Annotated in this window: 18 protein-coding genes; 9 read left to right on the forward strand and 9 right to left on the reverse strand. The window is 70.8% G+C overall.

The window, feature by feature from the left end; genetic code table 11:
* Positions 1–299 precede the first annotated feature (299 nt).
* Positions 300–3,689 carry an NACHT domain-containing protein gene (locus GA0070617_RS04480; RefSeq protein WP_091445878.1) on the forward strand — a complete coding sequence of 1,130 codons (3,390 nt, stop codon included), beginning with the start codon at positions 300–302 and terminating at the stop codon, positions 3,687–3,689.
* A gap of 571 nt (positions 3,690–4,260) precedes the next feature.
* On the opposite strand, the gene GA0070617_RS04490 is transcribed toward GA0070617_RS04480, so the two are convergent.
* From GA0070617_RS04490 to GA0070617_RS04525, 8 genes are all read right to left on the reverse strand, one after another.
* Positions 4,261–4,581, reverse strand: coding sequence for a DsbA family protein (locus GA0070617_RS04490; RefSeq protein WP_091434205.1), 321 nt, complete (start codon positions 4,579–4,581; stop codon positions 4,261–4,263).
* A gap of 57 nt (positions 4,582–4,638) precedes the next feature.
* Complete coding sequence (locus GA0070617_RS04495) at positions 4,639–4,977, reverse strand: YnfA family protein (protein WP_091434208.1); 339 nt, start codon at positions 4,975–4,977, stop codon at positions 4,639–4,641.
* Between the two features lie 34 nt (positions 4,978–5,011).
* Positions 5,012–5,302 (reverse strand): hypothetical protein, encoded by a 291-nt coding sequence (locus tag GA0070617_RS04500; protein WP_139135574.1) that lies wholly within the window; start codon positions 5,300–5,302, stop codon positions 5,012–5,014.
* Positions 5,286–5,729, reverse strand: a complete 444-nt coding sequence (locus tag GA0070617_RS04505; protein ID WP_091434211.1) for a MerR family transcriptional regulator — start codon at positions 5,727–5,729, stop codon at positions 5,286–5,288. Before GA0070617_RS04505 ends, GA0070617_RS04500 begins: the two co-directional genes overlap by 17 nt.
* Positions 5,726–6,073 (reverse strand): hypothetical protein, encoded by a 348-nt coding sequence (locus tag GA0070617_RS04510; protein WP_091434213.1) that lies wholly within the window; start codon positions 6,071–6,073, stop codon positions 5,726–5,728. Before GA0070617_RS04510 ends, GA0070617_RS04505 begins: the two co-directional genes overlap by 4 nt.
* A gap of 306 nt (positions 6,074–6,379) precedes the next feature.
* Positions 6,380–7,663 (reverse strand): MFS transporter, encoded by a 1,284-nt coding sequence (locus GA0070617_RS04515; protein ID WP_091434216.1) that lies wholly within the window; start codon positions 7,661–7,663, stop codon positions 6,380–6,382.
* Positions 7,663–9,084, reverse strand: coding sequence for an FAD-dependent oxidoreductase (locus GA0070617_RS04520; protein ID WP_091434218.1), 1,422 nt, complete (start codon positions 9,082–9,084; stop codon positions 7,663–7,665). The genes GA0070617_RS04515 and GA0070617_RS04520 overlap by 1 nt, the downstream gene beginning before the upstream one ends.
* Before the next feature lie 76 nt (positions 9,085–9,160).
* A complete protein-coding gene (locus tag GA0070617_RS04525; RefSeq protein WP_091445880.1) occupies positions 9,161–9,697 on the reverse strand; it encodes a GNAT family N-acetyltransferase in 537 nt (178 codons plus the stop codon).
* 84 nt (positions 9,698–9,781) lie between these two features.
* On the opposite strand from GA0070617_RS04525, the gene GA0070617_RS04530 reads away from it, so the two are divergent.
* From GA0070617_RS04530 to trxB, 7 genes are all read left to right on the forward strand, one after another.
* Positions 9,782–10,156, forward strand: a complete 375-nt coding sequence (locus GA0070617_RS04530) for an ArsR/SmtB family transcription factor (RefSeq protein ID WP_091434220.1) — start codon at positions 9,782–9,784, stop codon at positions 10,154–10,156.
* A gap of 218 nt (positions 10,157–10,374) precedes the next feature.
* Entirely contained in the window at positions 10,375–11,076 is a 702-nt protein-coding gene (locus GA0070617_RS04535) for an arsenate reductase/protein-tyrosine-phosphatase family protein (RefSeq protein WP_091434221.1), read from the forward strand.
* Entirely contained in the window at positions 11,069–11,731 is a 663-nt protein-coding gene (locus tag GA0070617_RS31275) for an arsenate reductase ArsC (protein ID WP_091434223.1), read from the forward strand. The genes GA0070617_RS04535 and GA0070617_RS31275 overlap by 8 nt, the downstream gene beginning before the upstream one ends.
* 52 nt (positions 11,732–11,783) lie before the next feature.
* Positions 11,784–12,530 (forward strand): MIP/aquaporin family protein, encoded by a 747-nt coding sequence (locus tag GA0070617_RS04545; RefSeq protein WP_091434225.1) that lies wholly within the window; start codon positions 11,784–11,786, stop codon positions 12,528–12,530.
* On the forward strand, positions 12,527–12,712 hold the full coding sequence (locus tag GA0070617_RS04550; protein ID WP_091434227.1) for a hypothetical protein: 186 nt from the start codon (positions 12,527–12,529) through the stop codon (positions 12,710–12,712). The genes GA0070617_RS04545 and GA0070617_RS04550 overlap by 4 nt, the downstream gene beginning before the upstream one ends.
* Positions 12,712–13,119, forward strand: a complete 408-nt coding sequence (locus GA0070617_RS04555) for an arsenate reductase ArsC (protein WP_091434229.1) — start codon at positions 12,712–12,714, stop codon at positions 13,117–13,119. The genes GA0070617_RS04550 and GA0070617_RS04555 overlap by 1 nt, the downstream gene beginning before the upstream one ends.
* 70 nt (positions 13,120–13,189) lie before the next feature.
* Positions 13,190–14,110: a thioredoxin-disulfide reductase gene (gene trxB, locus GA0070617_RS04560; RefSeq protein WP_091434231.1), complete on the forward strand. Its 921-nt coding sequence runs from the start codon at positions 13,190–13,192 to the stop codon at positions 14,108–14,110.
* Between the two features lie 43 nt (positions 14,111–14,153).
* Here trxB and GA0070617_RS04565 read toward each other — a convergent pair whose 3' ends face one another.
* On the reverse strand, positions 14,154–15,203 hold the full coding sequence (locus GA0070617_RS04565; protein WP_229688159.1) for an ArsO family NAD(P)H-dependent flavin-containing monooxygenase: 1,050 nt from the start codon (positions 15,201–15,203) through the stop codon (positions 14,154–14,156).
* Positions 15,204–15,349: 146 nt separating this feature from the next.
* Here GA0070617_RS04565 and GA0070617_RS04570 point away from each other — a divergent pair, with 146 nt between their 5' ends.
* Complete coding sequence (locus tag GA0070617_RS04570; protein WP_373868307.1) at positions 15,350–15,697, forward strand: ArsR/SmtB family transcription factor; 348 nt, start codon at positions 15,350–15,352, stop codon at positions 15,695–15,697.
* Positions 15,698–15,851 lie beyond the last annotated feature (154 nt).

The following is a 15,851-nucleotide window of genomic DNA, read 5'->3' on the forward strand; positions in this document are numbered from 1 at the left end:
GGGTCAAGGTTGAACCCGCGCTGACACCGAACAGGATCCGGCCGTCTGCGAACTACGAGCCTGTAGGCGGGTGGCCCCGCGAGTCTCTTGGCCGGGAGAAGCGGCGGGCTCGTCGTGCGCGATCAGGCTGTAAAGGGTGATGAGCGGCGCAAACGCTGGTTGCGAGTGCGGCGCCAGGAAACCAAACGCTCCGGCAAACCGGGGGAACCTCAGGGCCGGCTTATTCTGGGACCGCCACGTCGCGCGTCGGCCTACCGGATGCCACGCGCGAGAGTGGAGGCCTGCCTGGAGGTGTGAGGTTGCCCGAGAGCCGCCACAAGTTCTTGTACGAGCGTCTTGGAGACCACGACTTCCAACTGCTGGTCAACGCTCTTCTGACCGCCCGCTTCGCGGGCTTCGTACCGCTGCCGCTGCGGCAATCTGATGGAGGCCGAGACGGCGTGCTACGGAGCGCACCCGAGAAGGTGCTCGTTTCTCAGGTGAAGTGGTCAGTCAACGGGAGGCACAAGGACCCGGTTGGCTGGCTTGACGCGACGGTGCGTAGCGAGGAGGACAACCTTCGCCGACTGGCTGCGAAGGGTGTGCGGCGGTACATGCTGGTGACCAATGTGCCCAGCACCGGGAAGCCCGGAACCGGCACCTTCGACCGGCTCAACGCCAAGCTTGACGCGCACGCCAAGAGTTTCGGGTTCGACGAGATGACGTGCTTGTGGCGCGAGGCAGTCGACGGGATGGTCGACGGCGCACCGACCGAGATCAAGTGGCAGTACGCCGACATGCTCGCCGGTTGGGACCTTGTTCGGTACCTCATCAGCGAAGAGGCCGTCGCGCGCAAGGACGGCGGTTTGCGGGCGCTGGTGCGCAAGGTCGCGGCGACGCAGTGGGATGACGACGAACGCGTGAAGTTCAGCCAGGTGGACATCGACCGCGAAAAGGTCGCAGACCTGTTCATCGATGTCGGCGCGGATCGACTCAACGCCAAGGGTGCCCCGGGTGGCGAGGGACTGTTTCTTGAGACGCTGGGCGGTGCTGCCGCCCATCTGCTGCGGACGGCGGACAAATGCACACTCGTACGGGGCGCTCCAGGACAGGGCAAATCGACCCTGTCCCAGTATGTCTCGCAGGTGCACCGGGCCGCCTTCATACCAGCGAAGCAACGACCCGCTGACCTTCCGGAGGTCACGGACCCGTTGTTCCCCCTGCGGTTCGACCTCAGTGACTACGCCCGCTGGCTTTCAGGCGTTGACGTGTGGGACCGGGATACGGAGACACCGAAAGCCTCCAAGAGGCGGCCAGCCTCGCAGTCGACGATCGAGTGCTTCCTTGCCGACTTGATGACACACGCCAGCGGCGGTATCCCAGTTGAGGCAAAGGATGTTCAAGACGTCTTCGAACGCGTCCCGAGCATGGTCGTTCTCGACGGCCTCGACGAGGTCGGGCGACCCAAGACGCGCGAGACGGTCGTGGATGCCATCGACCGGTTCTGCCGCCGCAACAAGGCTTACCCGAGTGTGCCGAAGGTCATCGTCACGACAAGACCCAGCACCAATGAGCTCCCCGAACCGTCAGCTGACCTCTTCGAAGTACTCGTCTTGAAGCCGCTTGACACCAAGCAGCGCGACGAGTACCTGCGGAAGTGGTGCACCGTCCGTGGCATCCACGGGAGCGAAGGGCGGGCCCTGCGCGGGAACTTCAGGGCCAAAAGCGCCGAACCCTACATCGGGGAACTCGCCGGGAACCCGATGCAGCTGACCATCCTGCTCGACCTCCTGCACAAGCACGGAGAAGCCACGCCCACCCAACGCACGGAACTGTACGACTCTTACGTGGATTTGCTACTGGCTCGAGAGGCCAACAAGCATCCCGAGTCCGTGAGGAAGCATCAGAAGCAGCTACGCGAGATCGTCCCGTTTCTCGGCTGGTACCTACAGTCTCGAAGCGAAGAGGCCAGCGTGAACACACGGATGTCGGTCGCCGACTTGAAGGCCGCCATCCGCCACTTCCAGTACACCTACGGCAAGCCCGAGTCGGTCGTGGACGAAATGTTCGAAGCGACGAGTGATCGGCTTTGGGCACTGACAAGCAAGGACGAAGGAACCTTCGAATTCGAGGTGCTGTCTCTGCGCGAGTACTTCGCCGCCCGCTTCCTGTACCGGTACGCCGGAGAGGACACCAGGGGATTTGATAGGAACAGCGTCTTTCGGGAGCTTTTACGGCGTCCATACTGGCTTAACACGGCGCGGTTCTACGGCGGGAGCGCCGAGGGTGGGGACGTCTACATCCTGGCCGAAGGTATACGTGACGAGATCACCGAAAATGGCGCCCCGCCATCCGTGGTGGCGGCCTGGACGCTCCTGACCGACGGGGTGTTCGCCAGCCGTCCTCGCCAGGCCCGCGATGTCCTGAGCAGCCTATGCGCCGAGCAGAACCTTAACGTCCTTCTCGATGCCCTGGCACGCCGGGAGATCGTCCCGCTGCCAGAGATTCCTCAACTTCCGTCTTCAGACGGACCCGATCCCACGTGGATCCGGCTGACGGGCCAGATCACCGCCGATCCCGCCAATCCCGACACCCCTCACCTTGTACGGGCGCTTCGAGAACTACTCAACCAGCGAGCCGAGTTCACCAAGTGGTGGGCCCAACACATGCAGACCGCCGTCAACGGCCCCAACGAGGGTGCCTGGCTGGAGATGGCCGCCCGGTGTGAGGGAGCCGCCGGCTTCAGAATGGATCTCGACGGCGTCGACCTGTCTCGTCCGCTCGTCGCCCAATTCGTGCTCGACACCGGCCTCGTACCGCCCGCCGGCAGCAAGTTCGAAGCCAACCTCATCCAGGCCGTACTCGATGGTCTCTGCCCGAATGTCAGCTCGATACGTTCGCTACCCGCACAGATCGCGGTCGCATTCGCAGCCGAGGGCTTCCTCGCCACCTCGGCGACGGGCTTCACCGACGACGACGTCGCTCGACGGCGTCGCCAGGAGGCCATCAACTACTTGCGCCGGTCCGGCTCACCACTTGCCGCCGCTGCCGCGCTGCGCAAGTTCAGGGCCGGTGAGAAGGGGAGCACATTCCCGTGGTCGAACACGGCTTCGGCGCTGATCGAGCACACCGGTCGCTGCTGGCTGGCCTCCCAAATTGCCATCATCGGCGCAGCGTCGCCCCACAGGCCAGCCTTCACCCGCCACCCGGGAACGACACCGTTCGGGCCGAACAGCCATCCGGCGACCCTCCTCGCCGAGACCCGCGCCAACGCCACCGACCAACGATGGTGGCGCGAACAACTGAAGACCATCGAGAGCGCGGACGGCGACACGACCATGGACGGCGACCTCGCCCGCGCCGAATGGGTCCTCGCGCTGTGGTGCGTTGCAGCAGAACCCGTGGTCACCTCTCTGTTCACCGAGTGGCAGTCGGTGTTCGCTCAGCTGCCTGAGCTCCGACGCCTCGGGGTCACGGATGTGGCGCTGCGTGTCGGCGCTCGCGGCTGGCTCGAAAGACTGTCCACCCCCGCGGCCCCAGCCGACGAAACTATCCGCGCCCTTTGGGACTCTCGAGGCCTAGAGCGCTGGCAGCGCTTCCCGCCAAGCACCTTCTCGCCGAACCCTTCCCCCACATCGCCGCCGCCACTCCTGACCGTCGCACGCGCACAGAGGTGGCTCAAAGTCGACACTGTGGGTACCTACCGCTGAACGCCGGCTACCCCCGAACCCGTCGCCCACACCCTCACCGGACTCTGCACCACCCGCACTCCGCCCCGTTACCCCCCCGGTCACGATGTGCGGGACCTGCGCAGCATCAGGGCATCACCGATACGTAGGGCGGGCGTACGGCATGGTGCCCAGGCCGGCTGGTCGCCGGCCGCCGTTCGCGACCGGGCCTGATTTCCACGCGTACCGGGCTCGCGGCGACCGATCAGTACGGCTTCGCGTGGCATCACCGGGGCCGGCAAGGCGACCACGATATGGGGCCCTGGTCTGGGGCTGTGGCCGCTCGTGTCAGGTGCACCGTCATTCGGTGGCCGTGGGGGCCGGGTTGGCCGACCAGAGTTCCTCGACCCGGCCGAGCCACCAGACCGCGATAGCGACGAGCCAGGCGACGACGAACAAGCCCACGATGCCGTAGCCGGCGTAGTCGAGGGGGATGTCGGCGATCGCCGCCAGCGGACCGAAGGTGATGTGGGCCTGGCCGGCGAGGACGCCGATCAGTTCGATGGTGCCGATGATCAGGGCGAAGGCGACCGAGGTAGGCGAGGGCGCCGGCTCAGGGCTGTCGGTCAGCGGCCTGCTTGAGCGCCTGGCGCAGCCCGGCGAGCGGTGGCACGCCGGAGGTCGCCGCGGCGTCGCGATACAGCCGGCACGCCAGCGCCGGGCGCTGCCCGGGCTGCGCGAACGGATCGCGCCCGTCGATGAAGACGCTGGGCGAGCCGGTAGAGCCGAACTGCTCGGCCTCGGTCTGGTCGCTGACGATGCGGGTGGTGAACCGCACCGTGGACAAGCCGACGTCGTCGAGCGCCCGGCGTAGCAGCACGGCGGCGGGCCCTTCGTTCGGACAGTCGACGACCACCAGCAGTGGCACGTCCATGTACCCATCATGCGGCCGCGAGGCTTCGGGTACGCGGCGGCCCGCCGAGGATCGGCGTCAGCCGGTCGGGCGGGGCGCATACATGATGACCGCGACGCCGGCCAGGCAGATCAGCGCACCGATGACGTCCCACCGGTCCGGACGGAACTTGTCCACGACCATGCCCCACGCGAGGGACCCGGCGACGAACACGCCGCCGTAGGCGGCCAGGATGCGCCCGAAGTTCGGGTCGGGCTGGAACGTGGCGACGAACCCGTAGGCGCCGAGCGCGATGACGCCGGCGGCGATCCACCACAGGCCGCGGTGCTCGCGCCAGCCCTGCCAGACCAGCCACGCCCCGCCGATCTCGAACAGGGCGGCGACGACGAACAGCAGTATGGAACGGGCGACGGTCACGTCCGGACCGTACCCGGCGCACGGCAGCCCGCGATCATGCCGGTGACCCGGTGGAGCAGCCGCAGTTTGTCCCACCGGCGCAGCCGCCGTGGTGGCGGAGCCGACTCGCCCACCACCACGCGGTGCCGGCCAGCGCGGCCAGGGCGACGGCGATGCCGGGCATCCACGCCCCCGCGGCGGCCCACCCGGCGCCGGACAGTACCCCGGCGGCCAGCAGCAATGGGATGGCGCAGCACGCCGCGCAGGCCACACCGGCGAGCCCGGTCAGGCCGGAGGGCAGCACCCGGCGTGCCCGGCCAGCAACCCGGTCAACGGTCTTCGGCATCCGAGGCTCCTTCGGCGATGGTGGCGAACGGGATGGGGCAGCACGGCGCTCCGGCGCACGCGACGAGGTCGTCGCAGCCGGCGTCCACGGCGGCGCGCAGCGTGTCCGCGATGACCTGCAGGTCGGCGATCTTCGCCTCCACCTCGGCCAGCTTCGCTTGGGCGCGTGCCTGCAGCCCGGCGTCCGGGTGCCGCCCGTGCCGGTGCTGGCCCGCTTCGAGCAGGCCGGCGACTTCGTCGAGGGTGAAACCGAGCCGCTGCGCCGCCTTGATTACCTTCAGGACGGTGACCGCCTGCTCTGGGTACTGGCGGTGCCCGCCCAGGCTGCGCTCCGGCGCAGCGAGCAGGCCGCGGCGCTCGTAGTAGCGCAGCGTCTGCAGGTTCACCCCGGCTGCGGCCGCGATCTGACTGCTGCGCAGCCCGCTCACGCCGCCATCCCAGCAGCCGCCCGCGCGGCGAGCGCGTCCAGGACGTCGATGTGCCCGGCCGGAACCTGCACCTCCAACTCCACGCCGTTGCCGCCAGCGGGGGCCAAGGTGAAGGTGAAGAAGGAGCAGCACATGCTCTCCCGCCCGATCAGGTCCCGTGCGGTGGCCTCGGCTGCCGGGGCGAGCTGCCACCGCAGCCGCGTCGGCGTCGCCCGCTGCTGCCCGACAAGCATGGTGGCGAACAGGTCATCGAACTCGGCTAGCCGCAGCGGCCGCTGCGCGGTGGGCAGGGTGCATGCCTCGGGCACCCACGATGGACCGGTTACCTCGTCGTTCGTGGTCATGCCACGACGGTAAGCCTGTACCCAGGTACAGGATGCAAGCCCTTCAGGCCGACTTCGTCGCCGCGCCTTCCGCCGCCGGTGAACCGTGGACCGGGCCACCCAAACAGCTCGGTCAGGTCCGGCACCGATCCGGGGCGAGTCAAGCAGACCACCTCTGGGCCACCAGCGTTGATCGTGGCGGCCCCGACGCGGGTCGGTTCCCCGTTGGGCGGTTCGGACAGGGCGTGGCGTCGAGCACCTCGACTGGTACGCCCACCGACGCGCCATGAACCGACGCGCCATCGCCGACCGGCTGCACCACTTCCACTACCGCCGGACCGAGGGCGGGCCGCCTGATCGAGGCACCCCAAATCCGGGCGCGGGGACCCTCGTTCGGGTGGTGACGCCGATGGTGGCGAGCGCGCAGCAGGTGGCCACGCCGACGAGCAGGGGTGCGTAGTCGTCGCTGGTGTGCAGAAGCGCGGCGGCGGCGAGGGGGCCGGTGGCTTTGGCGATGGTGACGGGGGCGGCGAGGCGCCCGGCGATGGTGGCGTAGGCGGTGGTCCCGTACCGGTCGGTGAGCAGGGCGGGAGTGGCGAGGCTAGTAATGCCGAAGCCGAGCCCGAAACCGACGATGGCGATGATGGCCCCGGTAGAGGTGCCGGCGAGCAGGGGCATGGCGAGCACGGCGACGGCCTGGGTGGCGTAGACGGCGCCCACGATGGTGGTGACGGGTAGTCGTCGGCGGGCGGCGGTGAGGACGAGCCGGCCGGTGACGGACAGGACGCCGAGCAGACCGGCGGCGGTGGCGGCGAAGGTGGTGGGGTGGCCGCGGCTGATCAGGTAGCCGATGAGGTGCACGGTCATGGTGCTGGTGGCGGCGCCGTGGGCGGTGAAGGTCGCGGTGAGGATCCAGAAGCGGGCGTCGCGCATCGCGGTGTGAGCGACCGACCGTCGTCCGGGTTGCGCGCGTCGAAGCGGGTCGGCCGGTGCGGTGCCTGCCGGTCGGGGCTGGCGGACGGTGAGCGCGTGCAGGGGGATGGTCACCGCGCCGTGGATGGCGGCGAGGGCGAGCAGAGCGCCGCGCCAGCCGAGGTGCGCGGTCAGCAGGCCGGTCAGGGGCATGAAGATGGTGCTGGCGAACCCGGCCACGATCGTGACGGCTAGGAGGGCGGTGGTGCGCCGGTCGGGGGTGAACCAGGAGACGATGACGGCGAAGGCGGGTTCGTAGAGCACCATCGCCCCGGCGATCCCGATGCCGATCATGAGGGCGTAGAGCTGGCCGATGGTCTGCACCTGGGACCAGGCGACCAGGAGCGCGGTGGCGGTGATCGAGCCGGCGGTCATGATCGCGCGACCGCCGTGGTGGTCGAGCCACCGGCCCACGGGGATGGCCATGAGGGCTCCGGTGAGGACGGAGGCGGTGAGCGCGCCGGTGACGGCGGTGGTGGACGCGCCGATGCTGGTGGCCATCGGGGTGAGCAGCACCGGGTAGGCGTAGTAGAGGGTGCCGTAGCCGATGGTGGAGGTGACGGCGAGGGCGGCGACGATCCGCCACCCGTGGTGCCCGCCGACGGTGGGGTCGGCGGGCACCGTCGTGGTGGTGGGCATCAGCTGCCGCAGCAGCCGCCGGCCTGCGTGTCGGCGGGTGCGGCGTCGAGGGTGACGAGGTTCGGCGGGGCGGCGAGCAGCCCACCGGTGATGCCGGTGGCCAGCCCTCGTGACGTCGGCTCGGTGGCGGGGGTGGGTCCGCAGCAGCTGTCGCCGGTGGCGGAGTCGTCGGGGTTGCTGTTGCACACACCGGTTTCCGGCAGGTCGAGCTGGACGTCGCGGGCGGCGGTCCAGTCGCCGGCGAGGGCGGCGACGACGGAGCGGACCTGTTCGTAGCCGGTGGCCATCAGGAACGTCGGCGCCCGGCCGTAGGACTTCATGCCGACGGCGTAGTAGCCGACCTCGGGGTGGGCGAGTTCGGCGACGCCGTGCGGGGGCACGGTGCCGCAGGAGTGCTCGTTCGGGTCGATCAGCGGCGCGAGGGCGCGGGTGGCGCCCATGACCGGGTCGAGGTCCAGGCGCAGCTCGCCGGCGATGGAGTGGTCGGGGCGGAAGCCGGTGGCCGCGACGATGCGGTCCACGGTCAGCGACTCCTCGCTGCCGTCGCCGTGGCGCACCACGACGGTCACCCGGTCGTCACCGGTCGGGGTGAGAGTGTGGACGGCGAAGCCGGTGAGTAGCCGGATCCGGCCGGCGTCGACGTGGGCGCGCAGCCGGGAGCCCAGTGCCCCGCGGGCGGGGAGGGCGTCGGCGTCGCCGCCGCCGTAGGTGCGCGCCGGCGAGGTGGTGCGGATCGCCCAGGTCACCTCGGTGCCCGGGTGTTCGGTGGCGAGATCGGCCAGCGAGAGCAGGGTGTTCGCGGCGGAGTGGCCGGCGCCGACGACCAGGGTGTGCCGGCCGGCGAACCGGTCGCGGTCGGCGCCGAGCACGTCGGGCAGCGCGTGCTCCAGGTACGCGGCGGCGTCGGTCTCGCCGCGGGCGGGCAGACCGGACGCGCCGAGAACGTTCGGGGTGCCCCAGGTGCCGGAGGCGTCGATGACCGCGCGGGCGAGCACCTCCTGGCCGTCGGTGAGGCGGACGAGGAACGGGGTGGTGTCGCGGCCGGCGGTGCGCAGCCGGTCCAGGCCGAGGCGGCTGATCGCCTCGACCCGGGTGCCGTAGCGCAGGTGCGGCTTGAGCTGCGGCAGTTCGGCCAAGGGCTGGAGGTAGTCGGCGGCCAGTTCGGCGCCGGTGGGCAGGGCGTCGGGGTCGGGGCCGACCCAGCCGGCGTCGTCGAGCAGCCGCCGGGCGGCGGGGTCGATGTCGTACCGCCACGGGGAGAAGACGCGGACGTGGCCCCACTGGCGCACCGCCGAGCCGGCCGCGTCGCCGGCTTCGAGAACGAGGAACGGCAGGCCGCGCTCGTGCAGGTGGGCGGCGGCGGCCAGGCCGACGGGGCCAGCGCCGATCACCACGACCGGAAGGCTGTCCATGGCGCTCATCCTGTAACTCCTCTGCGTTGAAAACTGTCGAATCAGATATGTGCAAGGGGCACTGGGCATCCGAAGCCAGAGGCGGTTAGGTGACGGTGGGGCTGCGGCGCTCCAGCAGGACCACGTCACGCCACCGGCCGTGGTGGCGGCCGACGCGTTCGCGGACGCCGACGATGCGGAAGCCGGCCCGTTCGTGCAGGGCCAGGCTGGCGGTGTTCTCGGGGAAGATGCCGGACTGGATGGTCCAGATCCCGGCGGCCTCGGTGGAGGCGACGAGCGCGTCGAGCAGCAGCCGGCCGGCGCCACGGCCCTGGGCGGCGGGGTGCACGTAGACGGAGTGTTCTACCACCCCGGCGTAGACCGCCCGGGCAGAGGTCGGCGACGCCGCAACCCAGCCGACGACGACACCACCGGCCATGGCCACGAAGCGGTGCCCGGGCAGCCGCGCGGCGTCAAAGGCCACCCAAGCTGGCGCCGTGGTCTCGAAACTGGCGTTGCCCGCGTCCAGGCCCGCCTGGTAGATCGCCAGGACCGCGTCGGCGTCGGCGGCGGTCATCGGCCGTATGGCGACGCCCGCGCGCCCCGCCGGGCCGGTGGGGTCGCCACTGCCGCCAGCCGTCATGATCATGCGTCCCACCCAATTCTGTCTCGACGTCCGTCAAATCAGAGAGTTGCACGCTGGTTAGAAGAATGTCAACCTAGAGGCATGTCTAAACAGCCGACGCCGCTCGCCGCCATCGACCTGAACGCGGCGACCTCCTGCTGCGCGCCGCTTGCACAGCGGCGGGTACCCGCGGAGGCGGCCGCGGCTGTCGCGGCGGCGTTCAAGGCGCTCGGCGACCCCGTGCGCCTGCAGTTGATGTCGATGATCGCCTCCGCCGAGGGCGGGGAGGCGTGCGTGTGTGACCTCACGCCGGCGTTCGAGCTAACCGGCCCGACGATCTCCCACCATCTCCGGACGCTGCGTGAGGCCGGCCTGGTGGACGCCGACCGGCGCGGCACCTGGGTCTACTACCGCGCCCGGCCCGGCGTCCTGCGCCAACTTGCGTCCCTGCTCTCCGTCGAGCCCGCCGACTCATAGCAGCACCTAAGTCCCGTCGACAGGCACGCGCCCGCGAAGAGGGGCCCGCTCGACGGCGAGCCCGCCGGCCAACAGCAACGCGCCCGCCTTGGCGGGCGGGCTCGGGCGGGGGAGGTCGAACGCTCCGGTCGGCCGATGCCGCGCATGCGGCACCCAGACAGCCGCGTCTTGGGGCCCCCTTTTTGTCAACCCCGATTAGCTCAGCTATGGTTGAGTCAATGAACGCTGAGCTTGATTCTCTGGCTGGGCGGGCGCGGGTCCACGCCGCGCTCGGCGACCCGGCGCGGCTGGCGATCGTGGATGCGCTCATCCTCGGCGACGCGTCCCCCGGCGAGATCGCCCACACCCTCGACCTGCCCACCAACCTCGTCGCCCACCACGTCAAGGTCCTCACCGACGCCGGACTGGTGGTCAAGGGCCGCTCCGAGGGCGACAAGCGCCGCACCTACCTGCGGCTTCGGCCGGAGACCCTGGCCGCGCTGACCCCGCCGCCCCTGACCGGTGTCGGCCGCGTGGTGTTCGTCTGCACCCGCAACTCGGCCCGCTCGCAGCTCGCCGCCGCCCTCTGGTCGGGCCGCACCCACACCACCGCCGCGTCGGCCGGCACGCATCCCGCCGACCGGGTGCATCCCCGCGCCGTCGCCGTCGCCCAACGGCACGGGCTGACCCTCGACCCGACGGCCACCGCTCACGTCGACGCCACGGTGCGCGCCGACGACCTCGTCATCGCCGTCTGCGACAACGCCCACGAGGAACTCACCGGCCCGGTCCGGCCCCGGCTGCACTGGTCGGTGCCCGACCCGGTCCGCGTCGACACCGACGAGGCGTTCGAGGCCGCGTTCGCCGACCTCGCCGCCCGAGTCGACCGCGTCGCCCCCATCGTCACCCCCGCCACGAGCACGGGAGACCACCATGACTGACACCAGCCCCCACCCCTACCCGGAAGTCTCCATCGACCAGCAGGTCGCCCTGCGTACCGCAGCGACCCGCCTCGCCGGGGAGTTCGCCGGCGTCTACGGCACCGAGACCATCGAACGGTTCCTGCTCTCCAGCTACGACCAGTTCGCCACCGCCAGCACCATCCCCCACTACCTGCCCCTGCTGGCCGAACGCTTCGCCCGCCAGCGGCTGCAGGCCCTCGCCCGCGTCGAGGGCCACCACCGCGACGGCCGACCGGTCGCCCTGTTCCTGTGTACCCACAACGCCGGCCGCTCCCAGATGGCCCTCGGGTTCTTCACCCACCTCGCAGGCGACCGGGCGGTCGCCTGGTCCGGCGGCAGCGAACCCGCCATCGAGGTCAACCCCGCCGCGGTCGCGGCGATGGCCGAGCGGGGCATCGACATCACCGACGAGTTCCCCAAGCCGTGGACCGACGAGGTCGTGCGCGCCGCCGACGTCGTGGTCACCATGGGCTGCGGCGACGCCTGCCCCGTCTTCCCCGGCACCCGCTACGAGAACTGGGACCTCGACGACCCGGCCGGCCTCGACCCGGCCGACGTACGGCCGATCCGCGACGAGATCGAACGCCGCGTCCGCCGACTGCTCGACGAACTCCACATCCCCGCCAACCGATGATCCCTGCGCCGCCAACGGCTGGGACGCCAGCACCCTGGGAGAGAACACACTGATGACCATCGCACTCCGGCGGCGCCTGCTGGCCGAGTTCACCGGCACCGCCCTGCTGGTCACCGCCGTCGTCGGCTCCGGCATCATGGCGACCACCCTCTCCCCGAACGACGTCGGGTTGCAGTTGCTGGAGAACTCGATCGCTACCGCCTTCGCCCTCGGCGCGCTGATCCTGATCTTCGGGCCGGTCTCCGGTGCGCACTTCAACCCCGTCGTCTCCGCCGCCGACTGGTTCCTCGGCCGCCGCGCCGGCACCGGCCTCACCGCCCGAGACCTGGGCGGCTACGTCGTGGCGCAGGTGCTCGGCGCGATCGCCGGGTCGGTGCTGGCGAACCTGATGTTCGACCTGGCCGCCGTCGGCTTCTCCGGCAAGGACCGCGCCGCCGGTCACCTGTGGCTCGGGGAGGTCGTCGCCACCGCCGGCCTGATCCTGCTGATCTTCGCCCTGGCCCGCTCCGGCCGCGCCCCCGTTGCCCCGGCCGCCGTCGGTGGCTACATCGGCGCCGCCTACTGGTTCACCTCCTCGACCTCGTTCGCGAACCCGGCCGTCACCATCGGCCGAGCCTTTACCGACACCTTCGCCGGCATCGCCCCCACCTCCGTGCCCGGCTTCGTCGTCGCCCAGCTCGTCGGCCTCGCCGTGGGCGTCGGCCTGCTCGCCGCGCTCTACCCCGACGCCGGGAAGGCCGCCGACCAGGTGGTGGTGCCCACCGACGACCGGAACCCCGCCCTCGACCACCGCCCATGACTGGCAAGCCCGAGCACCGCCGAGGCGACCAGTCGCACCGCGACCATCTCAACCGGCCGCATCCGGCCGGCCGGTACCGGCTGCTCGACCGCAACAGCAATCCCGACCGATCGCTGCCCGCGATTCCCGACGAGGCGCCGGTCAACCGGCCCTGCGACCCGTACTGCCAGAGAGGCTCCTGATGTCCGACAAGCCCAGCGTCCTGTTCGTCTGCGTCCACAACGCCGGCCGCTCCCAGATGGCCGCCGGGTGGCTGCGCCACCTCGCCGGCGACGCCGTCGAGGTCCGCTCCGCCGGATCGGCACCCGCCGAGACCGTCAACCCGGCCGCCGTCGAGGCCATGCGGGAGGTCGGCATCGACATCACCGACCAGACCCCCAAGCTCCTGGAGTACGCCACCGCCGAGTCGTCCGACGTCATCGTCACCATGGGCTGCGGCGACGCCTGCCCCGTCTTCCCCGGCAAGCGCTACGAGGACTGGAAGCTCGAAGACCCCGCCGGCAAGGGCGTCGAATCCGTCCGCCCGATCCGCGACGACATCCGTACCCGGGTGGAGAAGCTCCTCGCCGAGCTGCGCCCCGCCGCCTGACCCACCCGCCAGCGGCCGCCCGCCGACGCTCCCCGTCGGCGGGCGGGAGCCCCCCGAGCAGGAGCCCCCCGTGACCGACCCCCACCGCCTGATCATCATCGGTTCCGGACCCGCCGGATACACCGCCGCCGTCTACGCCGCCCGCGCCAACCTCGCGCCCCTCGTGATCGAGGGCAGCCAGTCCGGCGGCGCGCTGATGACCACCACCGAGGTGGAGAACTTCCCCGGCTTCCCCGACGGCATCACCGGCCCCGATCTGATGGACAACCTCCGCAAGCAGGCCGACCGATTCGGTACGCAGTTCATCACCGACGACGTCACCCGCGTCGACCTCACCGGCGACGTCAAGACCGCCTGGGTCGGCGAGCAGGCGTACCAGGCCCCGGCGGTCATCCTCGCCACCGGCTCCGCCTGGCGGCCCCTCGGCGTACCCGGCGAGCAGGAACTCCTCGGCCACGGCGTGTCCGCCTGCGCCACCTGCGACGGGTTCTTCTTCCGCGACCAGGACATCGCCGTGGTCGGCGGCGGCGACACCGCCATGGAGGAAGCCACCTTCCTCACCCGCTTCGCCCGCAGCGTCACCATCGTCCACCGCCGCGACACCTTCCGCGCCAGCCGCATCATGGCCGACCGGGCGTTGGGCAACGACAAGATCCGGGTGGTATGGAACAGCGTGGTCGAGGAGATCCTCGGCGCCGTCGCCGCCGTCCGCCTGCGGGACGTCCACACCGGCGAGACCCGGGTCCTGGACGTCACCGGCGTGTTCGTCGCCATCGGCCACGACCCGCGCAGCGAACTGTTCCGCGGCCAGGTCACCCTCGACTCCGACGGCTACGTCACCGTCGAGGCCCCGGGCACCCGTACGAACCTGCCGGGGGTGTTCGCCGCCGGTGACCTCGTCGACCACACCTACCGCCAGGCCATCACCGCCGCCGGCACCGGCTGCGCCGCCGCCCTCGACGCCGAGCGCTACCTCGCCTCCCGCACCTGACCGGCACCGCTGAGGTCCGGCCAGCGCGGCTGGACCCCGGAGCCTACGGCAATCCGCGCAGGCGGGAGGCGATGTCGGCGACCGTCGCCTTCGCGGTCCTGCCGGCACCCACCAGCGTCGCCGAGGCCGCCCCGGTCCAATCGCCGTAGCCGAGCAGATAGAGGCGGTCCTCGTCCACCGACCGGGTGCCCTCGACGACAGCCTTCCCTTGCCGCCATCCGGGCAGCAGCGGCGCGAGGTGGGTGAGGTTGGGCCGGAACCCCGTACACCAGATGACGGCGTCGCAGGGCTCCTCGGTGCCGTCGGCCCACCGCACGCCACGCTCGGTCAACCGCACAAACATCGGACGGGGATGCAGGACGCCGCAGTCACGCGCCTCGCGGACGCTCGGCACCATCACGATGTCCCCAAGCTCGCTGACACCACCACCGGCCGCGCCGGCGGCCTTACGGGTGGCCACACCGAACAGCACCCGACCGTCGACGTCGTCCGGCATCAACCGCGCCGGATGCAGGGTCACCCAGGTGGCCTCGGCGACCCGCGACACCTCCGCCAGGATCTGCGCTGCGGAATTACCTCCGCCGACGATGACGACCCGCTGCCCCCGGAACTCCTCTGGCGAGGTGTAGTGCACCGTGTGCAGCTGCCGGCCGGCGAACTGCTCACGGCCCGGGATGTCGGGCACGTACGGGCACTCCCACGTACCGGTGGCGGAGATGACGTACCGGGCCGACCAGGTCCCCGCATCGGTATCCACCGTCAGGCGGTCCCCGGCGCGCCGCACCTCGCGGGCGCGGACCGGACGGTGCACCCGCAACTCGTAGCGTTGCTCGTAGGCCTGCAGGTAGTCCACGACGTGCCCGGCGGTGGGGAACTCCTCGCTCTCCTGCCGCGGCATTCCCCACCCCGGCAACGGGCTGTACTCCGCCGGGGAGAACAACCGCAACGAATCCCAGCCATGCCGCCACGCGCCACCCGGCTGCGGCTGGGCGTCGAGGATGACGTGATCCAGTCTGGCGCGGCGCAGGTAGTAGCCCGCCGCCAAGCCCGCCTGCCCGCCCCCGACGACCACCACATCACACGACCCCGACACGCACGACACCTCCCTCGATCCGTAGATCATCATGCCGAGACGACAGAAGCGGTGGGCGCCTCCAGGAACTCACGGTGATCCTGCCCTCGTTCACCAGCCGATCGACGGGGTCTGCTGTAACGATGCAAGACGTGCCAACAGTGAAGATCGAGACACCTGCCATCTCGCCCCTCGCCGGCGAGCCGATCGACCGCGCCGATGCCGAACGGCTCGCCGGAGTGCTCAAGGCGTTCGCCGACCCGGCCCGGCTGCGACTGCTCAGCCTGATCCAGTCCGCCCCGCAGGGGGAGGCGTCCGTCAGCGACCTCACCGCTCCTCTCGGACTCTCCCAGCCGACCGTCAGCCACCACCTGCGGATCCTCACTGAGGCCGGCCTGCTCGAACGCGACAAGCGCGGCGTCTGGGCGTACTACCGCCTCGTGCCGTCCGCCATCGCCACGATCGCCGACCTGCTGACCCCGCCCCGCAAGCGAGCAATGAAGAAGACCCGCTGACCGACGCCATCGGCGACCGCCGCCGGCGCCTCAGGACCCGGCCGTGCGAGAGCCGAAACGCGGCGGTTGAGCGTCCCACCGCGCGTGGCTCGGCCCTGAGCAGCGGGCTCTACGTTCAGGCATGACCCATCGGGGCGGTCCAAGACGGGGCAAT

This window comes from Micromonospora yangpuensis, from assembly GCF_900091615.1.
Lineage (GTDB): Bacteria > Actinomycetota > Actinomycetes > Mycobacteriales > Micromonosporaceae > Micromonospora > Micromonospora yangpuensis.

Excerpts from the sequence above, each read along its gene's own strand:
- GA0070617_RS04490 (WP_091434205.1), bottom strand. The coding sequence starts at position 4,581 with ATGGACGTGCCACTGCTGGTGGTCGTCGACTGTCCGAACGAAGGGCCC.
- GA0070617_RS04500 (WP_139135574.1), bottom strand. The coding sequence starts at position 5,302 with ATGCCGAAGACCGTTGACCGGGTTGCTGGCCGGGCACGCCGGGTGCTG.
- GA0070617_RS04510 (WP_091434213.1), bottom strand. The coding sequence starts at position 6,073 with ATGACCACGAACGACGAGGTAACCGGTCCATCGTGGGTGCCCGAGGCA.
- GA0070617_RS04515 (WP_091434216.1), bottom strand. The coding sequence starts at position 7,663 with ATGCCCACCACCACGACGGTGCCCGCCGACCCCACCGTCGGCGGGCAC.
- GA0070617_RS04520 (WP_091434218.1), bottom strand. The coding sequence starts at position 9,084 with ATGAGCGCCATGGACAGCCTTCCGGTCGTGGTGATCGGCGCTGGCCCC.
- GA0070617_RS04525 (WP_091445880.1), bottom strand. The coding sequence starts at position 9,697 with ATGACGGCTGGCGGCAGTGGCGACCCCACCGGCCCGGCGGGGCGCGCG.
- GA0070617_RS04530 (WP_091434220.1), top strand. The coding sequence starts at position 9,782 with ATGTCTAAACAGCCGACGCCGCTCGCCGCCATCGACCTGAACGCGGCG.
- GA0070617_RS04535 (WP_091434221.1), top strand. The coding sequence starts at position 10,375 with ATGAACGCTGAGCTTGATTCTCTGGCTGGGCGGGCGCGGGTCCACGCC.
- GA0070617_RS31275 (WP_091434223.1), top strand. The coding sequence starts at position 11,069 with ATGACTGACACCAGCCCCCACCCCTACCCGGAAGTCTCCATCGACCAG.
- GA0070617_RS04545 (WP_091434225.1), top strand. The coding sequence starts at position 11,784 with ATGACCATCGCACTCCGGCGGCGCCTGCTGGCCGAGTTCACCGGCACC.
- GA0070617_RS04550 (WP_091434227.1), top strand. The coding sequence starts at position 12,527 with ATGACTGGCAAGCCCGAGCACCGCCGAGGCGACCAGTCGCACCGCGAC.
- GA0070617_RS04555 (WP_091434229.1), top strand. The coding sequence starts at position 12,712 with ATGTCCGACAAGCCCAGCGTCCTGTTCGTCTGCGTCCACAACGCCGGC.